This is a genomic window from Agrococcus sp. SGAir0287 (assembly GCF_005484985.1).
GTDB lineage: Bacteria > Actinomycetota > Actinomycetes > Actinomycetales > Microbacteriaceae > Agrococcus.
This window is the reverse complement of record NZ_CP027942.1, coordinates 1,735,750-1,753,820: the sequence shown is the minus strand read 5'-3', so window position 1 is coordinate 1,753,820 and position 18,071 is coordinate 1,735,750. Positions and strand designations below refer to the sequence as shown.

The window sequence follows — 18,071 nt, the reverse complement described above, 5'->3', positions numbered from 1 at the left end:
CGGCCGAGGAGCGCGTGCGGTGTATCGTTGCCGCATGCGCTCCTCGCTGCTCCTCCTTCGCCGCCGCGGCGAGGCCTAGACACCGGGCCTCCTCGCCGCGGAGTCGTCCTGCAGCCCGGAGTCGATCCGACCCCAGGAGCATCCAGCATGAAGAGCATGCAGCAGCCGTCGGGCATGCCGGCGCATCGCTACGTCCCGTATCACGAGCAGATCCGCGTGGACCTGCCCGACCGCACATGGCCGGACCGCCGCATCGAGCGGGCGCCGCTGTGGTGCGCCGTCGACCTGCGCGACGGCAACCAGGCCCTCGTCGAGCCCATGACCCCCGAGCGCAAGCGGATCATGTTCCAGCTGCTCGTCGAGATGGGCTACAAGGAGATCGAGGTCGGCTTCCCCTCGGCGAGCCAGACCGACTTCGACTTCGTCCGCCAGCTCATCGACGACGGCCTCATCCCCGACGACGTCACGATCCAGGTGCTGACGCAGTGCCGCGACCACCTCATCCGCCGCACGTTCGAGGCGATCGACGGCGCCAAGCAGGCGATCGTCCACATCTACAACTCCACGAGCGTGCTGCAGCGCGACGTCGTCTTCCGCTCCGACCGCGAGGGCGTGAAGCAGATCGCCGTCGACGGCGCGCGGCTGTGCCTCGAGCTCGAGGGCATGCTGCAGCACACGCAGGTGCGCTACGAGTACAGCCCCGAGTCGTACACCGGCACCGAGCTCGACTACGCGCTCGAGGTCTGCAACGCGATCATCGAGGTGCTCGACGCGCGCCCCGAGCGGCCCGTCATCATCAACCTGCCCGCGACGGTCGAGATGGCGACGCCCAACGTGTACGCCGACTCGATCGAGTGGATGCACCGCAACCTCGCCCGCCGCGAGTCGGTCATCCTCTCGCTGCACCCGCACAACGACCGCGGCACGGGCATCGCCGCGGCCGAGCTCGGCTACATGGCCGGCGCGGACCGCATCGAGGGCTGCCTGTTCGGCAACGGCGAGCGCACCGGCAACGTCGACCTCGTCGCGCTGGGCCTCAACCTGCTGACGCAGGGCATCGACCCCGAGATCGACTTCTCGGACCTCGACCGCATCCGCCGCACCGCGGAGCACTGCAACCAGCTGCGCGTGCACGAGCGCTCGCCGTGGGCCGGCGACCTCGTCTACACGGCGTTCTCGGGCTCGCACCAGGATGCGATCAAGAAGGGCTTCGAGCGCATGGCCGCCGACGCCGCGGCTGCCGGGCAGAGCGTCGACGAGATGCCGTGGGCCGTGCCGTACCTGCCGATCGACCCGAAGGACGTCGGTCGCTCGTACGAGGCCGTCATCCGCGTCAACTCGCAGTCGGGCAAGGGCGGCGTCGCCTACCTGCTGCAGACCGACCACGGCCTCGACCTGCCGCGTCGGCTGCAGATCGAGTTCTCGAACATCGTGCAGGCGCGCACCGACTCGGAGGGCGGCGAGGTCTCGAGCGAGGCGATCTGGCAGATCTTCGGCGACGAGTACCTGCCGAACCCCTCGCGCCAGGCCGAGGACCAGTGGGGTCGCTTCGAGCTGCGCGAGGTCGCGTCGCAGTCGTCGCTCGGCGGGCAGACGCACCTGAAGGTCGTGCTGCGCGACGAGCAGACGCTGCGCGACGCGGAGGCGTCGGGCAACGGCCCGATCGACGCGCTGCTGTCGCTGCTGCGCGCCGAGGGCGTCGAGGTCTCGCTCGTCGACTACGTCGAGCACACGATGGCCGCCGGCCAGGACGCGCAGGCGGCCTCGTACGTCGAGCTCGAGCTCGGCGGCGAGCGCTTCTGGGGCGTCGGCATCGACCACTCCACCTCCCACGCCTCGCTGCGCGCCATCGTGTCGGCCGTGAACCGCGGCCTGCGCGGGCGCGTCGCCGCGGGCGCAGGCGCGGCATCCGCCTGAGCGGTCGCGCACGGTGCCGGTCTACCGCGACGAGGGCGTGGTGCTCACCACGCACCACCTCGGCGAGGCCGACCGCATCGTCGTGCTGCTGACGCGCGAGCACGGCAAGGTGCGCGCCGTCGCGAAGGGCGTGCGCCGGACCTCCTCGAGGTTCGGCGCACGCCTCGAGCCGTTCATGGTCGCCGACCTGCAGCTCGCGGTCGGCCGCAGCCTCGACATCGTGACGCAGGCGGAGACGCTCGGCGCCTACGCCGACCAGATCATGGTCGACTACCCGCGCTACACGGCCGCCGCCGCCATGGTCGAGACCGCCGACCGGCTCACCGACCACGACGCCTCCGTGCAGCAGTACCTGCTGCTCGTCGGCGCGCTGCGCTCCCTCTCGCGCGGCGAGCACGACCCCGGCCTCACGCTCGACTCCTACCTCCTGCGCGCCATGGCGATCGCGGGCTGGGCGCCGACGTTCGGCGACTGCGCCGTCTCGGGCGAGCCAGGACCGCACACGGCCTTCGTGCCGCAGCTCGGCGGCATGGTCGCCGACGGCCACGCACCGCCGGGCGTCGCACGGCTCGATGCCGAGACAGTCGGGCTGCTCGCAGCCCTGCTCACGGGCGACTGGGCCGTGGCCGACGCGACCGGGGAGCGAGCCCGCGGTCGCGCCTCCGGGATCGTCGGGGCGTGGGTGCAGTGGCACCTCGAGCGCGGCCTGCGCAGCCTCGAGCACGTCGACCGCTCGCGTGCGCCGGGCGCGGCCGCGCCGCAGTAGCCTCGTCATCGATGAGCGAGCGACGCATCCCGAGGCATCCCGACGCCGTCGCGTCGAGGCCGATCGACTGGACCGGCCAGCAGCCGCCCGCCTACGAGCCCGGCACGGTGCCGAGCCACGTCGCGATCATCATGGACGGCAACGGACGGTGGGCGAACCGGCAGGGCAAGACGCGCATCGAGGGGCATCAGGCGGGCGAGGAGGTGCTGCTCGACGTCGTCGCGGGCGCGCTGCAGGCCGGGGTGCGGCACCTGTCCGTGTACGCGTTCTCGACGGAGAACTGGAAGCGGGACCCCGCCGAGGTGCGCTTCCTCATGGGCTTCAACCGGAAGGTGCTGCACCGCAGGCGCGACCAGCTGCACGACTGGGGCGTGCGCATCCGCTGGGCCGGCCGCAGGCCGAGGCTGTGGCGCTCCGTCATCGACGAGCTGCGCGTCGCCGAGCGCCTCACCGAGGCGAACGACCGCATGACGCTGACGATGTGCATCAACTACGGCGGCAGGCTCGAGATCACGGATGCCGTGCGCTCGATCGCCGAGGACGTCGCCGCGGGCCGGCTGTCGCCGTCGGGGGTCACCGAGCGCGTCATCCGCAGCCGCATGTACCTGCCCGACGTGCCCGACGTCGACCTGTACGTGCGCTCGTCGGGGGAGCAGCGCATCTCGAACTTCCTCACCTGGCAGGGCGCGTACGCCGAGATGGTCTTCCTCGACACGCTCTGGCCCGACTTCTCGCGCACCGACCTGTGGCGCGCGATCGACCAGTACACGGGGCGTGAGCGCCGCTTCGGCGGCGCGATCGACGCGCCGAGCGTCTGACTCCGACCCCTCGGATCGAGCGACGCAGGGAGCCATGCTCGCCGTCGGGTGACGGTCGACGCCGCGCCGCCATCGAACGACGCCCGCGGGCAGTACCGTCGGCGATGTGCGCCGAATCCTCCCCGCCCTTGCCGCCGCCGCCCTCGCGGGCGGCCTCGTGCTGAGCGCCCCCGCGCTCGCCTCCGCCGCCGTGACCCTCACGGCCACCAACTCGACCCCGGCCGAGGTCGACGAGTCGAGCGCGACGCGGGACCTGCAGATCACGACCGATCGCGACGTGGCCTCGGTCACGATCGCCGTCGACTGGCTGAAGACCAGCGGCACCTGCGCAGCCCCGACCGGCAACAACGCCCATCACCACGAGACCGAGCTGTACCTCACCTCGCCGGAGGGCACCACCGTGACGCTCGTGGACGGCGGGACGAACCCGGGGGAGACGCCCGTGGGACCGGTCTCGGTCGTCTTCGACGACGCAGCCGCCCTCCCGCTCTCGTCCACGGGCCAGGCGCCGGCATCCGGCACCTTCCGTCCGGAGCAGCCGCTGTCCACCTTCGCGGGGCAGGCCGCCGGCGGCGCCTGGTCGCTGCAGATCACCGACAACGGCGGCGCCGATCCGCTCTGCTTCCTCTCCGCCACGCTCGAGGTCACCCTCGTCGGCCCCACCCTGTCGACCGCGCCGCTCGCGGACGGCATCGTGGGCGACGCGTACGACGCGCAGCTGCCCGCGGCGACGGGATCGACCGGCTCGGTCACCTACGCCGCGGTCGATCCCGCCGACCTGCCCGACGGGCTGACGCTCGCGGCGGACGGCTCGATCTCGGGCACTCCCAGCGAGGCCGGCACGTTCGTGTTCGCCGCGACCGCGACGGACGACGTCGGCACCTCGGAGGAGGCGGAGTACACGATCGTCGTCGAGGCGCGCGCCGGCTTCGCAGGAGCGACGTCGACCGACGCGGCCATCGGCGTCCCCTTCACCTACGACCCGCAGCTGCAGCCGGGATCGCCGCCCGCGACCGTCACCGCCTCGGGCCTGCCGGCGTGGCTCTCGATCGACCCCGCCACGGGCGTGCTCGCCGGCACGCCGACGGCAGGCGTCGGCGCGGTGGAGGTCACGCTGACGGCCTCGAACGGCGTGGAGCCGGATGCCGTGCTCGAGCTCACGATCGACGTCGTCGCGGGCCCAGCGGTGAGCATCGCCCTCACGCCCGAGACCCTCGCCATCGGCACCGGCGGCAGCCAGACGTACGTCGTCACCGGCGTCGACGCGGAGGGCAACGCAGCCGACGTCTCGGCTGCGACGCTGACGTCGTCCGACGCGTCGGACGTCGTGGACGGCCGCGTCGTCACGTTCGGCGCAGCGGGCGGGCGCACGATCACCGCGACGCTCGGCGAGCTGACCGACACCGCCGCGGTCGAGGTCGCCGCGGCGCCCGTGCCCTCGGCGCCGGTGCCCTCGGCCCCCGCGCCGTCGGCACCCGCTGCCGCAGGGCCGTCGCTGCCGCAGACCGGCGGCGCGATCGCGGGGTGGCTGGCGCTCGTCGCCGGGCTGCTCGTCGCGGGCGGCCTCGTCGCGCGACGCCTCGCGCGCCGCTGACGCATCGCACCGACGCGGGCGCCCCTCGACGGGGCGCCCTCGTCGTGCGTGCAGGCACGACGCACCCACCGCGCGGCGTGCGACGATCGACCATGCGCATCCGTCGCCTGGTCGTCGCTGTCGTCGCCACCGCGTCGCTCGCGGGCTGCGCGACCGCCGGACCCGGGCCCGTCGAGGCCGGCGGCGACGCCGCCGAGCGGTGGGAGGCGGCGTCGCAGGGCACGATCGACTACCAGCTCGGCGGCGCGTACGAGCCCGACCCGGGCACGACGATCGTCGCGCGCGACGCATCCGACCCGCCCGCAGACGGCGCGTTCTCGATCTGCTACCTCAACGGCTTCCAGACGCAGCCGGGCGACGCCGCGTGGTGGCTCGACGAGCACCCCGACCTGCTGCTGCGCGACGACGCCGGCGAGCCGATGATCGACCCCGGCTGGCCCGACGAGATGGCGCTCGACACCTCCACGGCCGATCGCCGCGCCGCGATTGCCGCCATCGTGCAGCCGTGGATCGCCGGCTGCGCCGACGCCGGCTACGACGCCGTCGAGCTCGACAACCTCGACTCGTGGACGCGCTTCGAGGGACTCACGATGGAGGGCAACCTCGCGCTCGCCGCCGACCTCGTCGCCGCCATCCACGACGCCGGGCTCTGGGCGGCGCAGAAGAACGCCCTCGAGGCGGGGGAGGCGGGGCCGGACGCGGGCTTCGACATGGTCGTCACCGAGGAGTGCGGGCAGTTCGACGAATGCGCCGACTACGCCGCGCTCTACGCAGATCGCCACATCGACGTCGAGTACGTCGAGTCGACGTCGGAGGCGTCGTTCCTCGCGATGTGCGACGCCGGCGACGTGCCGCGTCTGAGCGTGCTGCGCGACCTCGCGCTCTCGGTCGCAGGCGAGGCCGACCACGTGCGCGTGCCCTGCCCGTGAGCCGTGCCTCCCGTGCACCGCGCGCGCGGTGGTCGCCGGTAGGATCGACTGTCCCCACGAAGCCCAGCGCGCACTCCGGCGCGCATGATCCAGGAGCATCCATGCCCGCAAGTCGGCTCGACCAGGTCATCAATCTCGCGAAGCGTCGCGGATTCGTCTTCCAGGCCGGTGAGATCTACGGCGGCTCGCGCTCCGCATGGGACTACGGACCCCTCGGCGTGGCGCTGAAGGAGAACATCAAGCGTCAGTGGTGGAAGACGTTCGTGCAGGGTCGCGACGACATGGTCGGCCTCGACTCGTCGATCATCCTGCCGCAGAAGGTGTGGCACGCCTCCGGCCACGTGGCGACGTTCACCGACCCGCTCGTCGAGTCGCTGCACACCCACAAGCGCTACCGCGCCGACCACCTCATCGAGGCGTACGAGGCCAACCACGGCCACCCGCCCGCGAACGGCCTCGCCGACGTCAAGGACCCGGAGACGGGCCAGCCCGGCGCGTGGACCGAGCCCAAGGCGTTCTCGGGCCTCATGAAGACCTACCTCGGCCCCGTCGACGACGAGGAGGGCCTGCACTACCTGCGGCCCGAGACCGCGCAGGGCATCTTCGTGAACTTCAACAACGTCGTCACGACCGCCCGCCGCAAGCCGCCGTTCGGCATCGGCCAGATCGGCAAGTCGTTCCGCAACGAGATCACGCCCGGCAACTTCATCTTCCGCACGCGCGAGTTCGAGCAGATGGAGATCGAGTTCTTCGTGCCGCCGGCCGACGCTCCCGAGTGGTTCGACCGCTGGGTCGCCGACTGCGAGGCGTGGTTCCACGACCTCGGCCTTCGCCCCGAGAACATCCGCCACCTCGACGTGCCCGACGGCGAGCGCGCGCACTACTCGGCGCGCACGATCGACCTCGAGTACCGCTTCGGCTTCCAGGGCAGCGAGTGGGGCGAGCTCATGGGCGTCGCCAACCGCACCGACTACGACCTCACGACGCACTCCGAGCACTCGGGCAAGAAGCTCGAGTACTTCGACCAGGCGGCGAACGAGCGCTACACGCCGTACGTGATCGAGCCGGCGTTCGGCCTCACGCGCAGCCTCATGGCCTTCCTCATCGAGGCCTACGACGAGGAGGAGGTGCCGAACGCGAAGGGCGGCACCGACACGCGCACCGTCCTGCGGCTCGACCCGCGCCTCGCGCCGGTCAAGGCTGCCGTGCTGCCGCTGTCGCGCAACGAGCAGCTCTCGCCGCTCGCGCGCGAGGTCGCGCAGGGGCTGCGCAAGCACTGGGCCATCGAGTTCGACGACGCCGGCGCCATCGGCCGGCGCTACCGCCGTCAGGACGAGGTCGGCACGCCGTTCTGCATCACCGTCGACTTCGACTCGCTCGAGGATCAGGCGGTCACGGTGCGCGAGCGGGACACGATGCAGCAGCAGCGCGTCGCCATCGCGGAGCTCGAGGGCTTCCTGGCGCAGGCGCTCGTCGGAGCCTGAGATGACCGGCACGCAGAGCCTCTCCGCGACGCGGGCGCCGGCGCTGCGGATCGGCCCCATCGAGCTCGAGGCCCCCGTGGTGCTCGCGCCGATGGCGGGCATCACGAACACGGCGTTCCGCAGGCTGTGCCGCGAGCACGGCGCGGGGCTGTACGTCGCGGAGATGGTCACCTCTCGCGCCCTCGTCGAGCGCGGCGAGGAGACCTACCGCCTCCTGTCGCACCACGAGTCGGAGACGCCGCGCTCGGTGCAGCTCTACGGCGTCGACCCGGCGACGGTCGAGCGCGCCGTGCGCATCATCGTCGACGAGGACCTCGCCGACCACGTCGACCTCAACTTCGGCTGCCCCGTGCCGAAGGTCACGCGCCGCGGCGGCGGCTCGGCGCTGCCGTGGAAGCACGAGCTCTTCCGCGCGATCGTCGAGCGCGCCGTGCGCGCCGCGGGCGACCTGCCGCTCACGGTCAAGATGCGCAAGGGCATCGACGACGACCACCTCACCTACCTCGAGGCGGGTCGGGCTGCCGAGGCGGCGGGCGTCGCGGCCGTCGCCCTCCACGGACGCACCGCCGCGCAGCACTACTCGGGCACCGCCGACTGGGATGCCATCGCACGCCTCAAGGAGGCCGTGACGACGGTGCCCGTGCTCGGCAACGGCGACATCTGGCAGGCCGAGGACGCCGTGCGCATGATACGCGAGACCGGCTGCGACGGCGTCGTCGTCGGTCGCGGCTGCCTCGGGCGCCCCTGGCTCTTCGGCGACCTCGTCGCCGCGTTCGAGGGGCGCGACGACCGCTTCCGCCCGTCGCTGCACGAGGTCTTCGCCGTCTTCCGCCGGCATGCCGAGCTGCTCGTCGAGCACTTCGGCGACGAGGACCGCGCCTGCCGCGACATCCGCAAGCACGTCGCCTGGTACGGCAAGGGCTACCCGATGGGCGGCGACGTGCGCCGTGCGCTCGCAGCCGTGTCGAGCATCGCCGAGATCGACGAGCTCGTGGCGACGCTCCCGGACGCGCCCTACGACGCCGCCGGCGTCGAGGGCCAGCGCGGTCGCGCAGGCAGCCCGAAGCGCCCCGCGCTGCCGGACGGCTGGCTCGACAGCCCAGAGCTCACCCCCGCGCAGCGCGCCGCCCTCATCGAGGACGAGAGCGACACGCGTGGCGGCTGACTACGTCGGGCACGACCGCGAGCGCTGGCTGCCCGAGACGCACTCGACGCGGCGCAGCGACTTCGCGCGCGACCGAGCGCGCCTGCTGCACTCGAGCGCCCTGCGCCGCCTCGCGCAGAAGACGCAGGTCGTCTCGCCCACGTCGGGCCTCGACTTCGCCCGCAACCGGCTGACGCACTCGCTGGAGGTGGCGCAGGTGGGCCGCGAGCTCGCGGGCGCGCTGGGACTCGATCCCGACGTCGTCGACACCGCCTGCCTCGCGCACGACATCGGTCATCCGCCCTTCGGGCACAACGGCGAGCGCGCGCTCAACGCGTGGGCGGCGGCCATCGGCGGCTTCGAGGGGAACGCGCAGACGCTGCGCGTCATCACGCGTCTCGAGCCGAAGATCGTCGCCGACCGCCCCTACGGGCTCAACCTCACGCGCGCGAGCGTCGACGCCGCGACGAAGTACCCGTGGCCCGCCGACCAGGAGGTGCTCGACGCGGGATCCGGGCGCGTGAAGTTCGGCTTCTACGCCGTCGACCGCGACGTCTTCGCATGGGCGCGCGAGGGCGCGCCCGAGGGGCGTCGCTGCATCGAGGCGGAGGTCATGGACCTCGCCGACGACATCGCCTACTCGGTGCACGACTTCGAGGACGCGATCGTCAACGGCTTCATCGACCCGCGCGCGCTCGCAGCCCGCGCCGACCACGACGAGCTCGTCGACCGCATGGAGCGCTGGGTCGGCGACGTGCCGCGCGACGAGCTGCTCGCCGCGTTCGACCGGCTCGACGACCTCGACACGTGGCTCGACGGCTTCGACGGTGGCCGCGGCGATCAGGCGCGCCTGAAGAACCTCACCTCCCGCCTCATCGGGCGCTTCGCGACGGCCGCGGCAGCCGCCACCCGTGCGGCGTACTCGGGGCCGCTCGCGCGCTTCGGCGGCTCGGTCGTCGTGCCGAGCGAGGTGCGCGCCGAGATCGCCGTGCTGAAGGGCACCGTCGCGGCGTACGTCATGGACGTCGAGCATCGCCAGCCGATCTACGAGCAGCAGCGCGAGATCCTCGGCGAGCTCGCCGACCGGCTGCTCGAGATGGGGGAGGGGGCGCTCGACGCGACCTTCGCCGAGGACTGGCGCGAGGCATCCGACGACGCAGGCCGCATGCGCGTCGTCGTCGACCAGGTCGCGAGCCTCTCGGACCAGACGGCCGTCGCCTGGCACGCGCAGCAGGTGGTCTGATGCCCGGCCGCATCCGCAGGGAGGACATCGACGAGGTCCGCAGCCGCATGTCGATCGTCGACGTCGTGTCGGACCACGTCACCTTGAAGTCCGCGGGCGTCGGCAGCCTCAAGGGGCTGTGCCCCTTCCACGACGAGCGCACGCCGTCGTTCCACGTGCGCCCCGCCATCGGCCGCTACCACTGCTTCGGCTGCGGCGAGGACGGCGACGTCATCGGCTTCGTGATGGCGATGGACCACACGTCGTTCGCCGAGACGGTCGAGCGCTTCGCCGCGCAGCTCGGCATCACGCTGCGCTACGAGGACGGCGGGGCGCCGCAGATCGAGGCCGGCTCGCGGCTGCGGCTGCTCGAGGCCTCGAAGGCGGCGGCGGAGTTCTTCCAGGCGCAGCTGCTCACGCCGGCCGCCGAGCCGGGCCAGCGCTTCCTCGGCGAGCGCGGGTTCGACCTCGCCGCCGCGCAGCGCTTCGGCGTCGGCTTCGCCCCGCAGTCGTTCGAGGCGCTGCGCACCCACCTGCGCGGGCTGGGATTCACCGACGACGAGCAGCTGCGCGCCGGACTGCTCTCCGAGGGGCAGCGAGGGCCCTACGACCGCTTCCGCGGCCGGCTCGTGTGGCCCATCCGCGACGTCACGGGCGCGACCGTCGGCTTCGGCGCGCGGCGGCTCCTCGACGACGACCCCGGCCCGAAGTACCTCAACACGCCCGAGACGGCGATCTACCACAAGTCGCAGGTGCTCTACGGGCTCGACCTCGCCAAGCGCGACATCTCGAAGCAGCGCGAGGCGGTCATCGTCGAGGGCTACACGGACGTCATGGCGTGCCATCTCGCGGGTGTGACGACCGCGATCGCGACCTGCGGCACGGCGTTCGGCGTCGACCACATCAAGGTGCTGCGGCGCGTGCTCGGCGACGTGTCCACGACCGACACGACCTCGCTCGGCAAGGTCGTCTTCACGTTCGACCCGGACGAGGCGGGGCAGAAGGCCGCGAGCCGTGCGTTCGCCGAGGAGCAGCGGTTCGCAGCGCAGACGTTCGTCGCCGTCGCACCAGACGGGCTCGACCCGTGCGACCTGCGCCTGCAGCGGGGCGACGACGCCGTGCGGCGGCTCGTCGAGACGCGCAGGCCGATGTTCGAGTTCATGCTGCGCCGCGTCGTCGACGCGTTCGACCTCGAGACCGTCGAGGGTCGCGTGCAGGCGACGCGCGCCGCGGCGCCCGTCCTCGCCACGATCCGCGATCGAGCGCTCGCGGACGGCTACCAGCGGCAGGTCGCGGGCTGGCTCGGCGTCGAGCCGCGCGACGTGCAGCGGGCGCTGCAGGGATGGCGAGCCCAGCAGGCGCGGCAGCAGGACGCGCGCGGCCAGCAGTCGCGCCCGGGCTCGCAGGGCGCGCTCGGCGCACCGGCGCGGCCGGGCGGCCCGGCCGGCCAGGCGGCGCAGGGCGCCGCGGCGCCGCCCGCCGCTCCCGCCGAGCCGCGCGTCACCCTCCAGCAGCTGCCGAAGGATCCCGCGACGATCCTCGAGCGCGAGGCGATCGTCGCGATGCTGCAGCAGGGCGGGCACGTGCCCGTCGAGATGCGGGCGCGCGGCGCGTCGGCGCACGTCGGCGACGGCTCGCTCCGCATCGTCCGCGACGGCATCCTCGCCGAGCTCGACCACATCGCCGAGCCCACGTTCTCCGAGCGCGTGGCGGCCGCGGTGCCCGAGCCGCTCGCGCCGCTCGTGCGCGAGCTCGCGATCGCGCCGATGGTCGCGGGTCCGCGCGGGGTGGAGGCGAGCGTGCGCGGCGTGGTCGTCACGCTCATCCTGCGTGACATCCTGAGGGAGAAGGGCGAGCTGCTCGGACAGCTGTACCGCCTGCGGGACGGCGATCCGGCGGCGGCGCGGCGCATCGCCACGAGGATCGACGAGCTCGACGCCGAGCGGGCGCGGATGGAGGAGCAGCGATGACCGAGCCGACCCACGCGGCGATCCGCGTGCACGACGCATCCCTCGCCCACGCGGGCGCGACGGGCCTCGTCGTGCGAGGCGCGTCGCTCGTCGCCGAGCCGGGCGCGCCGATCACGGTGCTCGGGCCGACGGGCTCCGGCAAGTCGACGCTGCTCGACGCCATCGCGCTGCGAACGCCGAAGGAGGGCGGCCCCGAGCTGCACGGCGGCTCGATCGCCGTGCTCGGGCACGACGTGCGCGGCCTCGGCCCGCGAGCCAGGACACGGCTGCTCGCCTTCGTCGGGCACGCGCAGCAGCGCGGCTCCGAGCATCTCGACGGCACGCTGACGGTCGGCGACGTCGTCGCGAGCCCCATCTTCGACCGCGACCCCCGCTTCGATCGCGCGGAGGCGGGCATCGCCGTCGCCGGAGCGCTCGACGCCGTGCGACTGCCGCTCGGCATGCTCGACCGCCACGTGTTCGAGCTCTCGCGAGGCCAGCGCCAGCGGGTGTCGCTCGCCCGTGCGCTCGTGCTCGACCCGCGCGCGCTCGTCGTCGACGACCCGATCTCGGGCCTCGACCCGGTCGTCGCGCCCGACGTGCTCGAGGGCCTGCGCGAGCTCGCCAGGACGCGTGCGGTCGTCGCGGTCGTGCGCACGCCGCATCAGGCGCGTGCGATCGGCGGCTCCTCGATCGTCCTGCACCGCGGACGCGTCGTCGGCGCGGGCGCGATCGACGCGCTGCTCGCCGACCCGCGCCATCCCTACGTCGAGGCGCTCGCCCGCGCGGAGCGCCCGGCCGCCTGACGCCGGCGTCCCACGGTGGCCAGGAGTGGCTGCCCTTCGTGGCCGATGCTCGCCCTTCCTGGCCACCGTGCTGGTGGAGCCGGCGGGCGGGGCAGGCCCGGCAGGCTCGGCAGGCGGGCTGCGCAAGGTCGCGCGTCACGCTGACTGACCACGAGGGATCGCGAGTGGCCACGCGGGGTCCCACGGTGGCCAGGAGTGGCTGCCTTTCGTGGCCGATGCTCGCCCTTCGTGGCCACCGTGCTGGAGGGGAGGGTGCTTGCCCTTGGTGGCCCGGTCGGGAGGTGGGACGGCGGCGGGCAGGGGATGCGCGGCAGCGGCCGGGAACGACGAGGGCCCCACCGCGAACGGTGGGGCCCTCTGCTGCTCCCCGAGATGGACTCGAACCATCAACCTGCCGGTTAACAGCCGGCTGCTCTGCCAATTGAGCTATCGAGGAATGCTGGGAACAGCCCGGCTAGCCTAGCACCCTCGCGCGGTCGACTCGAACCACGCGGGGCCTCCGCGTCAGGCCTCGACGTCGTCGACGCCGGGCGTCCACGAGAGCCCGGGCCGCCCGTAGCGCGCCTTCCTGATCGCCTTCTCGAGCGACTTCCACTCGCGGTGCGCGAGGCGATCGGCGTAGAGCACGCCGTCGAGGTGGTCGTACTCGTGCTGGAAGATCCGAGCGAGCCATCCCGTCGCCTCGATGCGGAAGCGCTGCCCGTCGAGGTCCGTCGCCTCGAGGATCGCGGCGGGCGATCGGGTGAGCGCCTCGCGCGGGCCGGGGATCGAGAGGCAGCCCTCCTCGTCGTCCTCGGTGGGCTCGTCGATCGGCACGGGCGCGATCCACAGCGTCGGGTCGATCGCCACGCCCGAGGACTCGACGCCGTCCGCATCCGTCCATGACCAGACGAAGAGCCGCTTGCCGACGCCGACCTGGGGCGCTGCGAGCCCCACGCCGGGCGCCGCGTGCATCGTCTCGACCATGTCCGCGACGAGCGTGCGCAGCGCGTCGTCGATCGCGGTCACCTCGTCGGCGCGGGCGTGGAGCACCGGGTCGCCGGTGATGCGGATCGGGAGGACGGCCATGTCGCCAAGGCTATCGACGGCGCAGGGCCGGTACTGTCGAGTGGTGCGGCTGGCTGACATCACCGATCTGACCGATCAGATCTCGCTGACGCCGTTGCAGGCGCTCGGCATCCCGATCGCGCTCGTCGGCGCGATCGTGCTCTCCCTCGGGACGCAGTTCCAGCACCGCGGCGTCTCGCTCGTGGAGGGAAGGACGGGCAGGTCCGGCGCGTCGCTCGACCTCCGGCAGCTCGCACTCCTGATCGGCCGCCCGTCGTGGGTGATCGGCACCGTGATGCTCGGCCTCGCCGCGCTCATGCAGCTCTGGGCGCTGTCGCTCGCGCCGCTCATCGTCGTGCAGCCGCTCGGCGCCGTGGCGCTCGTCGTCACGGCGATCGTCAACGCCCGCGTGGCCAGGCATCGTCTCGACCGGCCGACGATCAACTCGATCGCGTTCTGCCTCGTCGGCATCGGCATCTTCGTCACGGTCGCGGCGGTCTTCGCCGTCGAGCACCCCATCCGCGACCAGCAGCTGCTCACGGTGCTGAGCCTGCTGCTCGTCGTCGGCATCGGCCTCGGGCTCGCGTGGTGGCGGTGGCGCGACCGGGCGAGCGCGATCTTCTACGTCATCGCCGCCGGCGTGCTCTACGGCTTCGTCGTGACCCTGATGAAGGTCGTGCTGAACCGCATCACGACCGGTAACTTCGAGTGGCTGACGATCCTGTGCCTCCTCGGCGTCGCGGGCGCGCTCGCGTTCGGCGGCTACTTCGTGCAGCTCGCGCACGCGTCGGGCCCGCCGGACCTCGTCATCGCCGGGCTCACGGTCGTCGACCCGCTCGTCGCCGTCCTCATCGGCGTCACGGTCCTCGGCGAGGCCGCGCAGACGCCCCCGTGGGCGCTCATCGTCTTCGTGCTCGCGGGAGGGCTCGCCGTGTTCGGCGTCTTCCAGCTCGCGCGCCACCACCCCCAGCTCCAGGCATCGACCCGCACGGAGGACGACGCGTGACGGACCCGCTCCGCATCCTCATCACCGGCGACACGTTCGCGCCCGACGTCAACGGCGCGGCGACGTTCGCCACGCAGCTCGCGGCGGGGCTCGTGCGACGCGGCCACGAGGTGCACGTCGTGGCGTCCGCCACGGGTCGCGGGAAGCAGGGCACGCGCGTCGAGGAGCACGAGGGGGTGCGCTTCACGGTGCACCGCCTGCGGTCGCTGAGGTACCCGCGCCACGAGTGGCTGCGCTTCGCGGAGCCGTGGCGCATCGTGCAGAACGCGGGCTCGCTGCTCGATGCGCTGCAGCCCGACGTCGTGCACTTCCAGTCGCACCTCGTCGTCGGCCGCGGCTTCGCGGCGGCGGCTCGGGCGCGCGGCATCCGCCTCGTCGGCACGAACCACATCATGTTCGAGAACCTCATGGACCACTCGAACATCCCCGGCCCCGCGCAGAAGCCGCTCATCGGCGCGCTGTGGGCGGATGCGGGACGCGTGTTCGGGCGGTGCGACGTCGTCACGACGCCGACGCGCCGCAGCGCCGACTACCTCGAGAAGATGACGGGCCTGCGTCACGTGCACGCGATCTCGTGCGGCATCCGCGCCTCCGACTACACCGTCTCGCCCGCGCGCAACCGCGGCACGATGGTCTTCGTCGGCCGCGTCACGAGCGAGAAGCGCATCGAGGTCGCCATCCGCGCCCTCGCGCTGCTGCCGAGCGACCTCGATGCACGGCTGCAGATCGTCGGCGGTGGCGACCTCGTCGAGGAGCTCCGCCGGCTCGCCCGCGAGCTCGGCGTCGGCGATCGCGTCGAGCTCACGGGACTCGTCTCCACGCAGGAGCTGCGCGCGCGCCTCACCGGCGGCGAGGTCTTCGTCATGCCCTCGACGGCGGAGCTGCAGTCGATCGCGACGCTCGAGGCGATGGCGTCGGGACTGCCCGTCGTCGCCGCCGACGCCATCGCGCTGCCGCACCTCGTCGACGGCAACGGGTACCTCTTCCGCCCGGACGACGAGCGCGACCTGGCGGACAAGCTCGAGCGCGTGCTGCGCGCGAGCGACGAGGAGTGGCTGCGCATGCGCCACCGGTCGCTGCAGATGGTGCAGCCGCACGACATCGAGACGACGCTCGAGACCTTCGAGGCGCTCTACCGCGGCGAGGACGTCGTCGACCCCGTCACCGAGTTGCCGCACCTCGAGACCGACTCCGGGCGCATCGAGCTCGACGCCGACGGCGCCGTGCTCGACGACGCCGACGAGCGCACGAGCGAGCCTCGGTAGGCTCGAGCGCGGGGCGGTAGCTCAGCCGGTCAGAGCAGCGGACTCATAATCCGTCGGTCACGGGTTCAAGTCCCGTCCGCCCTACGAGTGCGTCCGGTCGGTCGCGACCGACCCTCTCACGACGCCGCGAGCACCGCCCGCGCTGCCATGCCGATGATCGCCGAGTACGTCGGGTAGGCGAAGCGCACCTCGGCGAGGGTCTGCACGCGCACGCCGGCCGCCATGGCGGTCGTGAGGGCCTGCACGACCTCGACGGCGCTCTCGCCCGCAGCGTGGGCGCCGAGCACCGTCGAGCGAGAGCGGTCGACGACGAGCTTCAGGAAGCCGACGTCGCGGTCGTCGATGACGGCGCGATCGAGCGCGTCGTAGCGGATCGTCGCGACGACGCAGCGGGGATCGCGCGCCCGCGCCTGCTCCTCGGTGAAGCCGACGCCGGCGTAGTCGGGATCCGTGAAGCCTCCGGCGGGCAGCAGCCGATGCGGCGCGCGCACGGAGGCGCCGAGCACGGCGTTCTCCGCTGCCGCCTCTCCCTCGAACTGCGCCGCCTGCACGAGCATGTCGCGACCGTTCGCGTCGCCGACGGCGAAGACGTGCGGCACCGCGGTGCGCAGGTACTCGTCGGCGGGTATCGCGCCGCGCTCGACGCGCAGCCCGGCGTGCTCGAGGCCGAGGTCGTCGACGTCGGCGGGCCAGCCCGTGGCCATGATGACGGCGTCGACCTCGATCGTGCGCTCGGCGCCGTCCTCCACGAGCACGAGGTCGATGGCGCCGTCCGCCGAGTGCGCCAACCGCGAGACTCCGTCGATCCCGACCCGCACGTCGACGCCACGCGCCACGAACGCGGCCGTGACCTCGTCGGCGATCGCGGCGTCGGAGGCCATGAGGATGCGCGGGGCGAGGTCGAGCAGCGTGACGCGGCTGCCGAACGCGTCGAGCACCGTCGCGAGCTGCGCGCCCGTGTTGCCGCCACCGATGACGGCGACGCGCTGCGGCAGCGCCGGCAGGTCGAGCACCTCGTCGGGGAGGATCGCGAGCTCGGCGCCGGGGATGGGCAGCCGGCGCGCGTGCCCGCCGACGCAGACGAGCACGGCGTCGCCCGCGACGTGCCGGCCGGAGTCGAGCTCGAGCGTGTGCGGATCGACGAAGCGCGCACGGCCCTCCTGCACGAGGTCGACGCCCGCGGCGGCGAAGCGCTCGGCCTCGCGCTTCATCGCCCGTACCTCGTCGACGCGCGCGTGGACGCGCTCGACGACGCCGCGCCAGTCGAGCGTGACGTCGCCGACGACGACGCCGTGCTCGCGCGCGGACCGCGCGTCGCGCACGAGGCGCGCCGCACGGGCGAGCACGCGCGTGGGCACGCACCCGGAGTTCACGCACGTCCCGCCGAGCCGCGCCGCCTCGAGCACGACGACGCGCGCCCCGAGGTCGGCGGCGCGCAGCGCGGCGGCGGTGCCGCCCGGGCCGGCGCCGATGACGACGACGTCGTAGCGATCGATGTCGGGCATGGCGAGACTCCTCCTGCGGGTCGGGCCTCCATCCTCCCCAGGTCGCGCAGCGCGGGGGAAGGGCTGGCGCTGGCGTAGCGTGACCCCATGCGCGCACGCGACGACTCCGCGGCGGGCCGCGAGGAGCGCGCGGCCGTGCTCAAGGAGCGCATCTACCTGACCTTCGCCTCCCTCGCGGTCGTGCTCGCCCTCGCCGGCCACGGCGAGCCGACGGCGAAGGAGGCCCTCGCGACGCTCGGCATCACGCTCGCGGGCACGGTGCTCGCCGTCTTCACCGCCGACGTCGTGAGCCACGTCGTCGTCCACGAGTCGCTGCCGACCACCGACGAGCTGCGTCACATCGTCGGCACGCTCGTGGGCGCGCTGGGCGGCGTCGCGCTGCCCTTCGTCTTCCTCGGCCTCGCGGCGATCGGCGCGTGGGAGCCGGCTCGTGCGCTGCATGCATCCGCCGTCGCGCTCATCGTCGCGCTCGTCGTCATCGGCTGGCTCGCGGTGCGCCGCGCGCGCATCGCGTGGTGGCAGCGCCTCCTCGTGCTCGGGGCCGAGGCCGTGCTGGGGCTGGCGGTGATCGGGCTGCAGTCGCTCGCGCACGCCTGACGCTCACAGGCATGCACGGCAT

15 protein-coding genes and 2 tRNA genes are annotated in these 18,071 nt (G+C 73.1%); 14 read left to right on the top strand and 3 right to left on the bottom strand.

What is annotated here, in order from left to right:
• Positions 1–147: 147 nt before the first annotated feature.
• The 10 genes from leuA (at position 148) to C1N71_RS08340 (ending at position 12,629) form a co-directional block, all read left to right on the top strand.
• Positions 148–1,917 (top strand): 2-isopropylmalate synthase, encoded by a 1,770-nt coding sequence (gene leuA / locus C1N71_RS08385; RefSeq protein ID WP_137755974.1) that lies wholly within the window; start codon positions 148–150, stop codon positions 1,915–1,917.
• Positions 1,918–1,930: 13 nt separating this feature from the next.
• Positions 1,931–2,683, top strand: coding sequence for a DNA repair protein RecO (recO, locus tag C1N71_RS08380; RefSeq protein ID WP_137755973.1), 753 nt, complete (start codon positions 1,931–1,933; stop codon positions 2,681–2,683).
• Positions 2,684–2,694: 11 nt separating this feature from the next.
• Complete coding sequence (locus tag C1N71_RS08375) at positions 2,695–3,501, top strand: isoprenyl transferase (protein ID WP_137755972.1); 807 nt, start codon at positions 2,695–2,697, stop codon at positions 3,499–3,501.
• Between the two features lie 106 nt (positions 3,502–3,607).
• Positions 3,608–5,095: a putative Ig domain-containing protein gene (locus C1N71_RS08370; RefSeq protein WP_137755971.1), complete on the top strand. Its 1,488-nt coding sequence runs from the start codon at positions 3,608–3,610 to the stop codon at positions 5,093–5,095.
• A 92-nt stretch (positions 5,096–5,187) separates the two neighbouring features.
• Positions 5,188–6,024, top strand: coding sequence for an endo alpha-1,4 polygalactosaminidase (locus C1N71_RS08365; RefSeq protein ID WP_137755970.1), 837 nt, complete (start codon positions 5,188–5,190; stop codon positions 6,022–6,024).
• A gap of 101 nt (positions 6,025–6,125) precedes the next feature.
• A complete protein-coding gene (locus C1N71_RS08360; protein WP_137755969.1) occupies positions 6,126–7,508 on the top strand; it encodes a glycine--tRNA ligase in 1,383 nt (460 codons plus the stop codon).
• A 1-nt stretch (position 7,509) separates the two neighbouring features.
• Positions 7,510–8,673, top strand: a complete 1,164-nt coding sequence (gene dusB / locus C1N71_RS15340; protein WP_137755968.1) for a tRNA dihydrouridine synthase DusB — start codon at positions 7,510–7,512, stop codon at positions 8,671–8,673.
• Positions 8,663–9,895, top strand: a complete 1,233-nt coding sequence (locus C1N71_RS08350; RefSeq protein ID WP_254677950.1) for a deoxyguanosinetriphosphate triphosphohydrolase — start codon at positions 8,663–8,665, stop codon at positions 9,893–9,895. The genes dusB and C1N71_RS08350 overlap by 11 nt, the downstream gene beginning before the upstream one ends.
• Positions 9,895–11,844, top strand: a complete 1,950-nt coding sequence (gene dnaG / locus C1N71_RS08345; RefSeq protein WP_137755966.1) for a DNA primase — start codon at positions 9,895–9,897, stop codon at positions 11,842–11,844. Before C1N71_RS08350 ends, dnaG begins: the two co-directional genes overlap by 1 nt.
• Entirely contained in the window at positions 11,841–12,629 is a 789-nt protein-coding gene (locus tag C1N71_RS08340; RefSeq protein ID WP_137755965.1) for an ATP-binding cassette domain-containing protein, read from the top strand. The genes dnaG and C1N71_RS08340 overlap by 4 nt, the downstream gene beginning before the upstream one ends.
• 363 nt (positions 12,630–12,992) lie before the next feature.
• Here C1N71_RS08340 and C1N71_RS08335 read toward each other — a convergent pair.
• Positions 12,993–13,065, bottom strand: a tRNA-Asn gene (locus C1N71_RS08335).
• Between the two features lie 68 nt (positions 13,066–13,133).
• Positions 13,134–13,697, bottom strand: a complete 564-nt coding sequence (gene def, locus C1N71_RS08330) for a peptide deformylase (RefSeq protein ID WP_137755964.1) — start codon at positions 13,695–13,697, stop codon at positions 13,134–13,136.
• 43 nt (positions 13,698–13,740) lie between these two features.
• Here def and C1N71_RS08325 point away from each other — a divergent pair, with 43 nt between their 5' ends.
• The 3 genes from C1N71_RS08325 (at position 13,741) to C1N71_RS08315 (ending at position 16,031) form a co-directional block, all read left to right on the top strand.
• On the top strand, positions 13,741–14,682 hold the full coding sequence (locus tag C1N71_RS08325) for a multidrug DMT transporter permease (protein ID WP_254677949.1): 942 nt from the start codon (positions 13,741–13,743) through the stop codon (positions 14,680–14,682).
• Complete coding sequence (locus C1N71_RS08320) at positions 14,679–15,947, top strand: glycosyltransferase (RefSeq protein WP_254677948.1); 1,269 nt, start codon at positions 14,679–14,681, stop codon at positions 15,945–15,947. Before C1N71_RS08325 ends, C1N71_RS08320 begins: the two co-directional genes overlap by 4 nt.
• A gap of 10 nt (positions 15,948–15,957) precedes the next feature.
• Positions 15,958–16,031: transfer RNA gene (locus C1N71_RS08315), tRNA-Ile, on the top strand.
• A gap of 32 nt (positions 16,032–16,063) precedes the next feature.
• Here C1N71_RS08315 and C1N71_RS08310 read toward each other — a convergent pair.
• Positions 16,064–17,452 carry a dihydrolipoyl dehydrogenase family protein gene (locus C1N71_RS08310; protein WP_137755963.1) on the bottom strand — a complete coding sequence of 463 codons (1,389 nt, stop codon included), beginning with the start codon at positions 17,450–17,452 and terminating at the stop codon, positions 16,064–16,066.
• 87 nt (positions 17,453–17,539) lie between these two features.
• Between C1N71_RS08310 and C1N71_RS08305 the strand changes: the two genes are divergently transcribed.
• The gene (locus C1N71_RS08305) at positions 17,540–18,049 is read left to right on the top strand and encodes a hypothetical protein (RefSeq protein ID WP_137755962.1); all 510 of its coding nucleotides are present in this window, start codon (positions 17,540–17,542) and stop codon (positions 18,047–18,049) included.
• Positions 18,050–18,071 lie beyond the last annotated feature (22 nt).